This is a genomic window from Gracilibacillus alcaliphilus, from assembly GCF_016909015.1.
GTDB lineage: Bacteria > Bacillota > Bacilli > Bacillales > Amphibacillaceae > Gracilibacillus > Gracilibacillus alcaliphilus.
In genome coordinates, this window is record NZ_JAFBFA010000004.1 from 34,473 (window position 1) to 48,254 (window position 13,782).

The following is a 13,782-nucleotide window of genomic DNA, read 5'->3' on the forward strand; positions in this document are numbered from 1 at the left end:
CTCTATTCTTTTGCTAGAATTTTCATCAACTGTTGACTAATCACCCCTTGTTCTGTTCCAAACAGTCTTTCTGCATTACTGGCAAAAGCCATCATTCGTTGTAACTGCTCCGCTTGCGTTAATTCAATTGTCGCCTCATCAAAAATAGTAGCAGCATACACCAGCAACATCTCCACACTTTCGTAAGGATAATCAGTTTGAAAAATACCTTCTTCTAGTCCATCTTCGATAATCTTTGCAAAAATCGGTGTAATTTCGGTAAATAACAGCTTCTGGATCTTCTGGTGCATCAGGGCATTTTGCGGTTTATGAATATGTGTCATTAGTTCTTCAGAGACAGATCCACTCATATTTAGTGAAGTAATCGCCATAAAAAATCGTTCGATAACAGGTATTTCCTTATTAGCAGCAATTGCTTGTGTCCAATCAATCATTTTTTCGTTATAGCGCTTGATAATTCCATCCATAATTGCCTCTTTGCTTTCAAAATGATAATATAAGGTGCCTCTAGCAATTCCAACCTTTTTCAAAATGTCCTTCGTACTTGTGTCATCATAGCCCTGTTCATTAAATAATGCTTCCGCTACATCTAAAATTTCATTTCTTCTTTCTTGTGCTCCCTTGACTACTCTCATCGATATCGCCCCCTAGACCGACTGTCTGTCTATATAATTATGTAATTAGAGTATAATCCAAAAACCTTCAACATTATATAGGTCTTTTAGATCATTTTAGTATGAAAAATAAAAACCGGATAAAATCAAGTATGTTTCCTTTTGATTTTATCCGGTTTCACTTGTTTTTATCTTTCAAAATCAATCGGCTCTGCTGTATTAAGAAATACAGTCGTTTCTTTTGGTTTCGTTTCCGCAATCTTAACACCTTTACGATAAGAGGCAATCACTTCGGCCTGTTTACGGATCGCATCATAGACATTTCCAGCATTCAGAACAATAAAGTTAGCTGGTTTACCAACCTCTATACCATATTGCTCTTGAATATCCAAGACAACGGCACTATTTTTCGTAATAAAATCGAACGACTGAATGATTTGATTGTATCCTGTTAAATGGGCAATATGGATTCCCATATGTAAAACCTGTAACATATTACCTGTCCCAAGCGGATACCAAGGGTCAAAGATATCGTCATGACCAAAGCTGACATTCAGACCTGCTTCTGTCAGTTCTTTCACCCGTGTCATACCGCGGCGCTTAGGATAATCATCAAATCGGCCTTGTAAATGGATATTAACCAGTGGATTAGCAATAAAATTAATATCAGCCAGCCCTAACAGTTTCATTAACTTGGAGACATACGCACTGTTATACGAGTGCATAGCTGTTGTATGGCTTGCTGTAACTTTGCTGCCTAAATCACGTTTATAAGCTTCGGCTGCTACTACTTCTACAAAACGTGACTGTTCATCATCAATTTCATCACAATGAATATCGATTAAACGGTCATATTTCTCTGCCAAATCAAAAGCGATCTTCATCGACTCGACACCATATTCACGGGTAAATTCAAAATGAGGAATACCGCCAACGACATCAGCACCTAGCTGCAGGGCTTCTTCTACCAGCTCTGTTCCATTTGGATAAGATAGATACCCTTCTTGTGGAAACGCCACTAGCTGCAGGTCTACATAGTCTTTTAACTCTTCCTTCACTTCCAGTAAGGCCTTCAATGCCGTTAAAGATGGATCACAAACATCGACATGAGTACGCACATGCTGAATCCCTTGGGCAATCTGCCATTTCAATGCCTTTGTTGCCCTGGATTTTACATCTTCTATCGATAACGATTTTTTCCGCTCCACCCAAGTGGAAATACCTTCAAATAAAGTCCCACTTTCATTCCACTTCGGCTCCCCTGCCGTTAAGACCGAATCAAGGTGTACATGCGGTTCAATAAATGGCGCACTGATTAATTTTCCCTTTAAATCAATCGCACCTTTCTCTTGTTTTGCTGGTTCGATCTTTGTAAAACAACCATCTTCGATATGGATGTTCCACAAGCCCTCTTTTTTTGGTAATGCTGCATTTTGAAAAATCACTTATGAAACCTCTTTTCCTAAATTAATTTTTTCTTTCGCCGACATTAGTTTCACGGTTACAAAGGAAATACCTGTATGCAATAACGCTCCCGCAATCATACCATTTAATGGCGGAATACCAGGCAAAAATTCTGCTGCTGCAAATCCCCCTGCCCAAGCAATAATAGCAGACCAGCGAATCATTTTAAATTTCATCTGCTCAAAGACTGGATATTTTGCTTTATGCAAGATAAAGAAATCCGCCAGCAGGATTGCACCTATTGGAGGTAATGCTGACCCTAACAAGGTTAACCAGCCAACGAAATTATTATATAACCACATCGCAAAAACAGTCCCGATTATACCGTTAAAGATAACAACTTTCCGTTTATCGAACTTAGTAATATTGGAAAAGCCAAGCCCTGAAGCATATAACGCATTATCGTTTGTTGTCCATATGTTTAATCCTAACACAATCACGGCAGGGACAATAATTCCTTGCACAAACATCACTTCAGAAATATCTCCTAGTCCAGTTGAAACAGCCCCAACTGCACCGAATAAGAACATCAGTGAATTCCCTAAGAAAAAGGCAACCAATGTCGTCACAACAGCGATTGTTTTTGTTTTCGCAAATCGCGTAAAGTCCGGTGTCAAAGTTCCGCCGCTGGCAAAGGAACCAATACATATCGTTAACGCTGTTGCCAATCCCAGAGACGCGTCTGGCTGGTAAGCAAATAATTCGCGAAGGCCACCCAGGTCATCAATAGCAATTCCTACAGAGACGCTTCCTAAGATAGCAATAGAGGGAACCGCAATAAAACTTAAGAATGTCAATGCCTTCATTCCGATAAAGGCCGAAGTTGTCATCGCCATACCAGCGACAATAATCAATGGCAGCATGTCTATTCCAGTCACTTTATGAACAGGGACTGCAAACATAGCAATCCCTACACCAAACCATCCTACCTGAGTTGCCCCTAATAAGAAAGATACTAAATAAGACCCCTTTTCACCAAAGGCATATCGGGCTAACAAATGTGTCGATAAACCTGTCTTGGAGGCTATAAAAGCTAAACCTGAGGTATACAGCCCTAAAATAAGGTTTCCTATCAATACAATCACTATAAACTCAGACATGCTTAATCCCAACCCTAGCTCTCCACCCGATAACATACTTGCCGAGAAAAAGGTAAACCCCACCATCAGTATAAACATCTTCCAAAATCCACGTCTGTTGGTCTGAGGCACTGCCTCTAATGCAAACTCTTTATCCATCTATAAACTCCTCCTTGTCAGGTACTGGTACCAGGTCGGGCTGTTTTAGTGCATGTTCAAAAATTTCGATAAAAAGAACCATCATCGGTTAAGTTCACTACATCGTGTTGCAACACCGATACTAGCACGTCGTGTGCGTCGAAAGTTCAAGGCGGCGCAGCCTTTGAGCAGACGTTCTTGCACGAAGAAAAAGCGACCTTCTTTTTCAAGGTGACGTTCTCGCACGCCGGAAAAGTGACTTTCTTTTCCAAGGAACGGAACGTATGCTTTTAGTACGTGAGTAGTGGAAAAGCAAGCCAGCGCAGAAATTCGCTGTGTCATTTTTATTGGACTTTTTGAACAACCTCTTTTATGACATAAAAAAACTCCCTGCCCAACCGACAAGAAGCCCTCAATAAATAGACGCCAATCGCTATCTACTTACGTTACGCTGTCCTTGTCAGCCTCACGGGACTGAATTAAAGGTACCAATATCAAATTAAAAATATTATCTCAGGCTAGTCGAGATTTGTCAATAATATGTTATTTCTATAAAATGAAACACTTTTATCTCACACCAAAGCCTAACAATAACAAGAATAAGACATTATTCTACAGTTACACCGTTTCATACAGTTGCTGCAACCATTCTTGTACTGGCATCCCTTCACGAATGGTCTCCACTTCTTCCTGTGCAATCACATGACCATCCCTCATCACGATTACCTCATCCAAGATCGTTTCTATCTCTAGCAGTTCATGTGTCGTAATCAATAAGGATTGCTGCTCAAGATCAATAAAGTGAATAATTCCTTGGACAATCTTTTGTTTTACGATTGGATCCAGTCCTGCAAGCGGTTCATCTAAGACTAGATAAGGACAATCCCTTGCAAGTGTTACTGCTATTTTGGCACGATTGACCTGTCCTTTAGAAAGATAGGCCATTTTTTCCTGTCGGTCTAATTGAAAAAAATCTGCTAATGCCTCTGCCTTCCCCCGATTAAAATCATGGAACTGTGATTGATAAAAGTCAAATAACGCTTCTACTGAAAAATAATGATAAAAATAGGCTTGTTCAGGGCAGTAAGAAATCAGTTCACTTCTATCATGAGGCAGTTCTATGCTGCCACGGTCGGGGCTTAACACACCGGCAATTGCTTCTAATACTGTTGTCTTACCACTTCCATTTTCTCCAATAATTGCAGCAATCTTTCCACGTTCCACTGTAAAAGAACAGTTCCGAAGTCTTTTTTTTATACTAATATTCTTTACATCTATCATTTGGTTTCCCCTTCCTGAATACTAGCGATAATTTCTTGTTTGCTAAAGCCTAGTGCCTCCATATCATGGACAAAATCATTGACATATTGTTGCTTTAGTTCTTCCCTTATTGTAGTGATCAGTGCTCGGTCTTCCGTAACAAATGTCCCTTGTCCTCGCTTGGTTTCCGTAATGTGCCGTTGTTCTAGTTCACGGTAAACACGTTGAATTGTATTTGGGTTCACCGAGGTCGCTATCGCCAATTCTCGAACCGATGGCAATTTCTCTCCTGGTTTCCTTTGCCGGCTGACAATTTCTTGAATGAGCTGATCCATCACCTGCAGGTAAATCGGTTTATTTTGTTGAAATTGTGGAGGCATTACCTATACCTCCACCTTGTATTTAAGCAAAAACAATGACAATTGATAAAAAAATACCAAGATAATCAGAAAAATAATAACTGCTATCATCGATATCTGATCATTCACCCAAAACATGGAAAGAGATTTGTTCAACCGGACAGGCACCATCGACCAGGAATCCATCCATGAAATTTGCCTTAGCACAACTTGAACCAAACTTACTAGAGCAACAAAAAAGAAATAAATCAAGATCAAACTAAGAAAAAAATTAAATCTTTTTCTTAATAATTGGTATAGCACCCAAGCTAGAAAAACAGCGACAGTCCCCATAACAGAAATAAAGAATAGGTATATGTACGCCGTCGCTAAACCTTGCAGAATATCTGGAATCGTATCTCCGACTTGGCCTATTAGATAAAAAACAAGTGTTAAGACTGCGATAAATAGAAAGTAAATTGTAAACAAGATCCATCCATGAAAAAATTTAATCAGGACTTGTTTCGGCAAATTCCGTTTCACAAATAAAAACAGCGACAATTGATGTTTCTCCATATTCAAACTGAAAAGCACTGTGGCAGGCATAAGAACAAAGCTTAATGCAGAAAGCTCTAGCGCTGTTTCTACTCCTGAATGACCATCTTGATTAAGCAACACGGTACCAACTAAGACGACACCGGCTATGCTCATTAATATATGAAATCCCCGCATCATAAGTATTTCCTTTCTCCATAACCCTTGATAAACAGACATAAACTCACCTCAACGCATTAGTGTACTACCTATATAGTACACTGATACAAAGCAAATGTCTAGCTTATTGATATTGATCGATATCGACTCGATCCAATATTAGGTCATTTAACTTGGTTTGAACGATAAATTGAAAACGCTGCAGTTGTTCTAATTGCTGTGGATTTGCACTCTGCATCACACGGTTAAGTTTCTGAGAGAAGGCCTCCAATTCCATGTGAGCTTCGGTATATTCTTGATTCATCTCAAAGTCATTTCGATTCGATTGTTCTAATTGCTGATCCACTTGCTCCAAAATTTGTTGACCTTTTGTTAAGAGTTCTTCTATTGATTCTCTTGTTGTCATTATCCTCACCTCTGTTATAGTGTGAGAAGACAGGGCCTATTCCATACACAATTTCATTAAGATTTGCTACACTTAAAATGCGTGTTCAAAAAGTTCGGCAAAAAAGGCCATCATCGGTTAAGTTCGCAACATCGTGTTGCAACACCGATACTAGTACATCCTGTACGTCGAAAGTTCAAGGCGGTGCAACTTTGAGCAAACGATCTTGCACGCCGAAAAAGCGGTCTTCTTTTTCAAGGAACGGACGTATGCCATTTAATTCGTGAGTAGCGGGCTTACACAGGAAGTGTTGACTTCTGCGTTACCCACACGATGTGAGTGAGCTTAGTAGCTGCTCCTCAACTGCCAACGTAGAAATTCGCTACGGCATTTTTGTTGGACTTTTTGAACAACCTCTTAAAGCATCATCCCAATTTAAAGGAGCTTATCATATGCATTCAATTATCCACTATTCACACCAGCTGCTGACAGAAATTATTCAACCTGGCGATACCGTTATTGATGCCACTTGCGGAAATGGTCACGACACCTTAAAGCTCGCTGAACTAGTAACAGCCACAGGACAAGTGTATGCCTTCGATATTCAAGATCAAGCCATTATTAACACACGCAGGAAGTTAACAGACAAAGGTATTCGCCATGTGGAACTTATCCATGATGGCCATGAACATATCGATCAATATATACAGGATCAACCTATTGCAGCTGCCATTTTCAATTTAGGCTATTTACCAAAAGCTGATCACAGTATTATCACTGTGCCGGACACTACCATTACCGCACTCAGCACGTTGCTGCAATCCTTAAGAAAAAACGGACGTGTCGTTTTAGTGATTTATCACGGCCATCCAGGGGGAACAGAGGAGAAAGAACAAGTACTGGCATATTGCCAGAGCTTAGATCAGAAACAGTTCCAAGTACTGCAGTATCAATTTATCAACCAAATCAATCTGCCGCCATTTATTATAGCAATTGAAAAAATTTAGGCCACTCGAAGCATTTTACAGGTCACTCGGCTGGTCTTACTAGCCACTCGTCGAATATCTCATAATAGAAAAATGCCTAGGTTCCTCACAACCTAGGCTTATCCTTTACCAACAAGTCGATTATACACACGGATATTCCAATGGAAAAATTGTGACTTGCGACCGCTCACTTGTATTAATTTCTTGACAATTGGCTGAACGTCCTTCATTTTCTTGACTTTGGGATCTGCCAAATACAAGCCGACCAAGCCATTCTGCACCATTTCATGAAAGGATCGATCCGGCAGTTGCTGAATTTGCTGATTGGTTTGTTCCACAAAATAAATCAACCGATCTTCTAATTTCTGTTGATTAGCGTAATAATTGCAGAAATTCAAGTCGCCCTCTTCCTCATCCTCTTGCTGATCAATAAAATAATCCAGCATAATGTGCAGTCCTTGCAGAAAAGGAAAATAGCTGGAGAAAATTTGCTCTGCCAGTTTTTTTGTCATTTGATTATTTAAACCATAGGAGACCAGACAGAAAATGCCTAAGGTAGAACCCGTACAAGCTGCAAACTCATACCATGTCAGCATTGGCCATTTATCACGGTGCTGTTCAAACCAATTCTCCAAGCGTGGGATGCGCTGGCTGTGCTCCACATGTTTATGTACTTGTAAATCACTATACATACGTTCTAGTTCTAACAAATATGGCTGAAAAATGGAGTGCTGCTCAATCGTACGGAGCACACTTTGACACGTTTTGACTAAGTCTTGTAAATAATCAGCGTCTTCCTGCTCGGTACGGTACTGGTAATAGGTCTGGATAGGGTTCTCAGGAGTCAACGCATCCTCCATCGACTGATGCAGCATACGAAAATCTAGTGGATCGAGAGAGGTACTACGATCACATAAATTATCGAGATAATCGCTAATTGTTTGATAAGCAATGATAAATCGAATTGCTTCTTGCCATTGCTCTCCAGCCAGGAAACTATAGACACTGCCGCCTTGACAGTGGAATTTCTTATCTTTAATACTGGCTAACGCTTGTGTCCGTAACTCCTCATTTGGAATCTGACTAGCCCGTTCACGCCAATAATTTAGTTGATTATTTACTTCCGGAAATATCTTCTTGTATACATCTTTCATTAATAAAGGAGCGCTTACTGGAACATTTGTTGACACATTGGTTCCCTCACTTTTCTCATGATTATCTCTCTATATTCGTGTTCAAAAAGTTCGGTAAAAAGGACCGAGAAGTTTAAGGCAGCGCAGCTTTGAGCCACGGAGCGTATGCTTTTCATACGTGAGTAGCGAAAAAGCAAGCCAACACAGAAATTCGATGTGTCATTTTTATCGAAATTTTTGAACAACCTCTATATATGATATCATATAATTATATACTGATAATAGGAGGTTACCATATATGATCTATACTTATAAAGAAAAAAGCCCTGTTATAGATGATTCGGCATTTATTTCACCGGATGCAGTGATCACTGGAGATGTGGAAATTGGCGCAAACAGCAGTGTCTGGTTTAAGGCAGTTATCCGTGGAGATGTTGCACCTACACGTATCGGCAAATATACCAATATTCAAGATTTATCCTTATTACATCAAAGCCCAGATCTGCCACTTATTATTGAAGATCATGTAACGATTGGTCATCAGGTTACTCTGCATTCTGCCACTATCCGGGAACGTGCGTTAATTGGCATGGGTTCGATTATTTTGGATGGCGCAGAAATTGGCGAAGGGGCTTTTATTGGAGCAGGAAGTCTTGTCCCTCCCGGAAAAAAGATACCTCCGAATACATTGGCACTGGGCAGTCCAGCTAAAGTGGTCCGCAACTTAACAGAAAAAGATATCGAAGAAATGCAGCGGATTAATGCAGACTATGTAGAAAAAGGAAAGGTGTATAAAGAAATAACCCAAGCAGATGGATAGCAAGTAAGAGAACTATATCTGCTTGACCTTCTGGCTTTTAAGCTAGCACTACTAAGAGTTTTCTAAATCATTTTCACAAAAACCCTTGCAGTTCAACAAAGTAGAACTGACAAGGGTTTTACACTAACTTATTTTTTTAAAGCTGTTTTTAACACATCTATTTTATCTGTTTTCTCCCATGGGAAATCGCCATCTGTTCGGCCGAAGTGACCATAGGCAGCTGTTTTGCGATAAATAGGTCTTCTTAAATCTAGCATTTTAATAATACCGGCTGGACGCAAATCAAAATTATCACGAACAGCAGTAACCAACTCTTCTTCCGAATAATCACTTGTCCCAAATGTATTTACCGAAATAGAAACTGGCTGTGCCACACCGATTGCATAGGCTAACTGAACCTCACATGTCTCCGCCAGTCCTGCTGCTACAATATTCTTCGCCACATAACGGGCGGCATAGGCCGCAGAACGGTCTACCTTCGTTGCGTCCTTACCACTGAAAGCACCGCCACCATGTCGGGCATAGCCGCCATAGGTATCCACAATAATCTTACGTCCGGTTAAGCCTGCATCTCCTTGAGGGCCTCCAATGACAAAGCGGCCTGTTGGATTGATAAAATATTTCGTTTCATCATCAAGCAACTCAACAGGAACGACCGGCTGAATCACGTGCTCTTTCATATCTTGTTGGATCTGTTCTAATGTCACGTCTTGATGATGTTGCGTGGAAATAACAATCGTATCAATACGCAACGGCTGGTTATTATCATCATACTCCACTGTTACCTGTGTCTTACCATCTGGACGCAAATAAGCTAAGGTATGATCTTTTCTTACATCACTTAAACGCTTTGCCAAGCGATGGGCTAAACTGATGGGCAGCGGCATTAATTCAGGTGTTTCATTATTAGCAAAACCAAACATCAGACCTTGATCACCGGCACCAATCGCCTCAATCTCATTATCTGTCATTTGACCTTCCCGAGCTTCTAATGCTTCATCTACCCCCCCAGCAATATCAGCAGACTGTTCATCGATGGCAGTTAGTACACCACATGTTTCTGCATCAAAACCATATTTTGCTCGTGTATAACCGATATCTTTAATTGTATCTCGTACAATCTTAGGTATGTCCACATAGGTAGAAGTAGATATCTCTCCTGAAACAAGTACCAGACCTGTTGTCACTGTCGTTTCACAGGCAACACGTGCATTTGGGTCGTTTTTAAGTATTTCATCCAAGATAGAATCAGAAATCTGGTCACATATTTTATCTGGATGTCCTTCTGTTACGGATTCTGAAGTAAATAAACGTCTATTTTTCGCCATCTTTCTTGCATCCTCCCTATAAATGTTCACTAAAACTTTCTTTATGTAAAAGTCTGCTTTACTGATTAGGTCTGTCTAATAAAAATCATCTCTTCCACTATACACCGTTTCGGCGAAAAATGCACGAAACATTACATAAAAACAGCAGAAACGGGGACTTGAACAATTTTCCAACTATTCTTTACAACTTTTGACATGCTTTGCTTGGCAATATTTTAGGAAGATATCCAACGTCCATAAGCTTCTGCCTCAAACAGACAGAAGCTTATGGACGCTTATGATTATGGTCTAGCCTGCTAATATACGCTAAACTATAAGGCAGCACATCATCTTTCATAATAAAACTATATTGGTTATTTTTTTTCAGGTCAGCAGGTAAAGATTGGAGCAAGACAGGCCCTTCTGTCTCATAATAAGTGTTTTGTGCTTCTAGGCGATCGATTACCGCATAATAAATATTCTTAGCAAGCTGATCTCTTTTTCCTGCTACATAGTATTGACCAATAAGCCGTATATCCTTGACTAAGCCACCTGTTTCTTCCTTTACCTCCCTAATGGCCGCTTGTTGTGGTGTTTCGCCTGGCTCTACTTTACCGCCTGGGAATTCTAAGCCGCGATCCTTATGTTTCGTTAACAACCATTGACCGTCCAAACGGCAAATTACCCACACATGTTTCGGATCGGATTCAAAGGCTTGGCCTCCAAAAGATAGCTGTACTTTATTGTTATAAAAATCATAGAAAGTCTTCATATATCTTATAGTACCTTTTTCTATCATTTATTGCGAATGTTTACTATCGTTATTTAGCAATTTTGAACAGCAAATGCCTTACCGTCTCATGACTTAATAACGGAAGTTAACTATATACAGTACAAAAAATCCGTACCAGATCAAAGTATACTTTAGCAAATAAAATGAAAAGAGACTCCACTTTTAACGGAAGTCTCCACCTCTTCACATATGCTAATTAAACTCAGCAATCATGCCAACAAATTAAGGTCTATCCTTTCCTATTCCACGATAATATCAGCTATCTTCCAAGCTCCATCGACGAATTGAAAGGTTAATTGCAGGGTATATTCCCCATGTAAGGGGCTTTGATTATGTTGAATAAGTTTCACCTGCTCGTCTTCTACCTTTGTTTCATATGGCTGATCTTTAACAAACCATGGCGGTGTTTCCGTCGGTAAGATATAAAGTCCATCTTCTTGCTCTGTATAGTAAAAATCTATAAATGGCTCAACTACATCTGATAAAACATATGGCTCAAATTGTGCCATCAATTCTACCTTAGTACCTACATCCTTCACTTTATACTGCTCATCTACCTCTTGAACCAATAAGTCCATAAAGGTATCTGTCAAATGCACTATTTCCTGATCAGATAATTCTGGGATTTCATGATGGGCTGCTTCCGTCTCTCCTGCTTGGACTAATCCTTCTTGTTTAGGTGATTGCAACTCGTAAGAACTGAGCATAAACACCATAAACATTAGCAGAAGTGCACTGGTTAACATGGTGATGGTTTTCTTCATGTGGTCCCCTCCTCTTTATCCTTCTATACATCTATTCCTTTTCTCACTAAGATTAAACGTATAATTGTTATCCTATAAGACGTAACAACATCCTAAAAGGTTTCATTTATCTGAAATATTGATACCAGATTCCTGAATAGCTTGTCTTGTTTCAGGTGTTGCCAGCTGATAGATCATTTGCATGACTTCTTGTAAATCTTGATCATATTCCTGATTTTCAGGATCTTCATGATACTGCAGAAAAGGGATATGTGCCCGCAGAAATGTACCAAATTCATCGTGATAAACCTCATCAAATTTCTCTCTAAGCTTAAATATTTCTTCCCCAGTGGCTTCAATTGTAAAAGATGTATTATTTCCATATGGAATTTGAGAAATCTCTTTTGTTGCTAAATTTACAAAGTACTGGCGCTTTTCCATCTTTATCACCTCATCCAATATTGTATGTCATTTCAATCAAAAACATGTATTATGTTGTCTGTCGTTCATCAGCCTATGTAAAAAAGCTCCTTACTAATTTCTAGTAAGGAGCTTTTCCATATTGACATTATTCCTGCAACATATGGCGTTGCAGTTTATTAGCAGCATTTCGCGGCAGTTTATCACGAAAATATATTTTTTTTGGTAATTTAAAGCGTGCCAGATACTGGCGGCAATGGGTTAAGATATCCTGCTCTGTTATCGCAGGGTCCCTTACCACTACATAGGCGACCGGAACCTTTCCCCACTGTTGATCCGGTTCTCCTGTGACGCCCGCCTCCACAATTCCTGAGTATCTAAGCAATACATCTTCTATTTCTGCAGGGTAAATATTTTCCCCACCCGAAATAATCAAGTCACTCCGACGATCGACCACATAAAGAAAACCGTCTTCATCGACATAGCCTACATCCCCTGTATAAAACCAGCCATTTTGAAATGCTTTGCTATTGACTTCGTCCTGTCGATAATAACCAGGGGTTATCATTGGCCCTTGGACAACAATTTCTCCTGTTTCACCAGCCGGCAATGATTGATTGCCCTCTCGTATTTCCAATGAAGCGGAAAACAGTGGTTTCCCTGCCGAACCTAGTTTATGTAAAGCGTCGCTCTCATGTAAAGTGACAATTTGTGAAGAAGTCTCTGTCATCCCATACGTTTGAATAATTGGTATCTGTTTTTGTTTTGCCTTTTCTAATAATGCCTTCGGTGCTGCGCCTCCACCCAAGAGCATACAGCGAAAGGAATCTGGATAGTTCTCACTGCCCAGTCGTTCTATCAGCCTGGCACAAGTCACGGCCACTACCGACAGCATCGTCACACCATGCCTTATAATCGCATGATGGACTTGCTCAACATCAAACCGTTCTAATAAATAAACAGGCATCCCATAGATCACACTTTTGAATAAAATTGACAAGCCGCCAATATGAAATAGTGGCAGACAAGCCAGCCATTTGTCATTCAGACTTAAGCCAAGGTTTAAAACCGAAGCAATTGCACTTGACCAGTGATTGTGATAAGTATGCTGCACCGCTTTTGCCCTTCCAGTTGTACCTGAGGTAAACATCATATTGCAAGTAGCTTGTTCCTTGATTTGTTCGTGAATAAGACGTGCAGTGACTGGCCGGTTTTTTAACACAGAAAAAGTCAGCACCTGTACAGGTAAATGGGCTGCTTCTTTTTGATAAGTCTCTGTTGTAATCAACAGGCTCACCGAGGCATCTTGACACTGCTTGCGCCATTCTGCTGGCGTTAACTTGGTATTCAGCAAAACAACCGTGTGCTTGAGGTAAGTACAGGCCCAAAACAAACACACCATATCCAAAGAGTTATCAGACAGAATTGCCACATGGGATTGGTCCTCCAACATTGGTATTTGTTTTGCAAGTGTCATGGAGCGCTCTCGCAGCACTTGAAATGATATCACAGTGCCATCAGTCAGCTCAATTGCCGGATGATCAGGTGTAAGATAAGCACGCTTTGTTAACCAATGTTCCATATATCC

General features: G+C 40.1%; 15 protein-coding genes. 2 read left to right on the plus strand and 13 right to left on the minus strand.

Going from position 1 to position 13,782, the window contains the following annotated elements; genetic code table 11:
* Positions 1-2: 2 nt before the first annotated feature.
* From JOD18_RS04300 to JOD18_RS04330, 7 genes are all read right to left on the minus strand, one after another.
* Positions 3-635 (minus strand): TetR/AcrR family transcriptional regulator, encoded by a 633-nt coding sequence (locus JOD18_RS04300; protein WP_204667714.1) that lies wholly within the window; start codon positions 633-635, stop codon positions 3-5.
* Positions 636-802: 167 nt separating this feature from the next.
* Positions 803-2,059, minus strand: coding sequence for a cytosine deaminase (codA, locus tag JOD18_RS04305; RefSeq protein ID WP_204667715.1), 1,257 nt, complete (start codon positions 2,057-2,059; stop codon positions 803-805).
* Positions 2,060-3,316 (minus strand): cytosine permease, encoded by a 1,257-nt coding sequence (gene codB / locus JOD18_RS04310; protein WP_204667716.1) that lies wholly within the window; start codon positions 3,314-3,316, stop codon positions 2,060-2,062.
* A gap of 597 nt (positions 3,317-3,913) precedes the next feature.
* Positions 3,914-4,576 (minus strand): ATP-binding cassette domain-containing protein, encoded by a 663-nt coding sequence (locus tag JOD18_RS04315; RefSeq protein WP_204667717.1) that lies wholly within the window; start codon positions 4,574-4,576, stop codon positions 3,914-3,916.
* Positions 4,573-4,935 (minus strand): GntR family transcriptional regulator, encoded by a 363-nt coding sequence (locus JOD18_RS04320; RefSeq protein ID WP_204667718.1) that lies wholly within the window; start codon positions 4,933-4,935, stop codon positions 4,573-4,575. The genes JOD18_RS04315 and JOD18_RS04320 overlap by 4 nt, the downstream gene beginning before the upstream one ends.
* A 3-nt stretch (positions 4,936-4,938) precedes the next feature.
* The gene (locus JOD18_RS04325) at positions 4,939-5,667 is read right to left on the minus strand and encodes a hypothetical protein (RefSeq protein ID WP_204667719.1); all 729 of its coding nucleotides are present in this window, start codon (positions 5,665-5,667) and stop codon (positions 4,939-4,941) included.
* 64 nt (positions 5,668-5,731) lie between these two features.
* Positions 5,732-6,013, minus strand: coding sequence for a DUF2524 family protein (locus tag JOD18_RS04330; protein WP_204667720.1), 282 nt, complete (start codon positions 6,011-6,013; stop codon positions 5,732-5,734).
* A gap of 431 nt (positions 6,014-6,444) precedes the next feature.
* On the opposite strand from JOD18_RS04330, the gene mnmM reads away from it, so the two are divergent.
* Positions 6,445-6,999, plus strand: coding sequence for a tRNA 5-(aminomethyl)-2-thiouridylate-methyltransferase MnmM (gene mnmM, locus JOD18_RS04335; protein ID WP_204667721.1), 555 nt, complete (start codon positions 6,445-6,447; stop codon positions 6,997-6,999).
* Positions 7,000-7,097: 98 nt separating this feature from the next.
* On the opposite strand, the gene JOD18_RS04340 is transcribed toward mnmM, so the two are convergent.
* Complete coding sequence (locus JOD18_RS04340; RefSeq protein ID WP_338029485.1) at positions 7,098-8,168, minus strand: tetraprenyl-beta-curcumene synthase family protein; 1,071 nt, start codon at positions 8,166-8,168, stop codon at positions 7,098-7,100.
* A 241-nt stretch (positions 8,169-8,409) separates the two neighbouring features.
* On the opposite strand from JOD18_RS04340, the gene JOD18_RS04345 reads away from it, so the two are divergent.
* Positions 8,410-8,931: a gamma carbonic anhydrase gene (locus tag JOD18_RS04345; RefSeq protein WP_204667722.1), complete on the plus strand. Its 522-nt coding sequence runs from the start codon at positions 8,410-8,412 to the stop codon at positions 8,929-8,931.
* A 128-nt stretch (positions 8,932-9,059) separates the two neighbouring features.
* On the opposite strand, the gene metK is transcribed toward JOD18_RS04345, so the two are convergent.
* The 5 genes from metK to JOD18_RS04370 all read right to left on the minus strand — a co-directional run bounded on the left by metK (position 9,060) and on the right by JOD18_RS04370 (position 13,776).
* Complete coding sequence (gene metK, locus JOD18_RS04350; protein ID WP_204667723.1) at positions 9,060-10,259, minus strand: methionine adenosyltransferase; 1,200 nt, start codon at positions 10,257-10,259, stop codon at positions 9,060-9,062.
* A gap of 265 nt (positions 10,260-10,524) precedes the next feature.
* Positions 10,525-11,010, minus strand: coding sequence for an RNA deprotection pyrophosphohydrolase (gene ytkD, locus JOD18_RS04355; RefSeq protein WP_204667724.1), 486 nt, complete (start codon positions 11,008-11,010; stop codon positions 10,525-10,527).
* Between the two features lie 260 nt (positions 11,011-11,270).
* Positions 11,271-11,795 carry a hypothetical protein gene (locus JOD18_RS04360; RefSeq protein WP_204667725.1) on the minus strand — a complete coding sequence of 175 codons (525 nt, stop codon included), beginning with the start codon at positions 11,793-11,795 and terminating at the stop codon, positions 11,271-11,273.
* Positions 11,796-11,897: 102 nt separating this feature from the next.
* Positions 11,898-12,215 carry a hydrolase gene (locus JOD18_RS04365; RefSeq protein WP_204667726.1) on the minus strand — a complete coding sequence of 106 codons (318 nt, stop codon included), beginning with the start codon at positions 12,213-12,215 and terminating at the stop codon, positions 11,898-11,900.
* 127 nt (positions 12,216-12,342) lie between these two features.
* Positions 12,343-13,776, minus strand: coding sequence for an o-succinylbenzoate--CoA ligase (locus JOD18_RS04370; protein ID WP_204667727.1), 1,434 nt, complete (start codon positions 13,774-13,776; stop codon positions 12,343-12,345).
* Positions 13,777-13,782 lie beyond the last annotated feature (6 nt).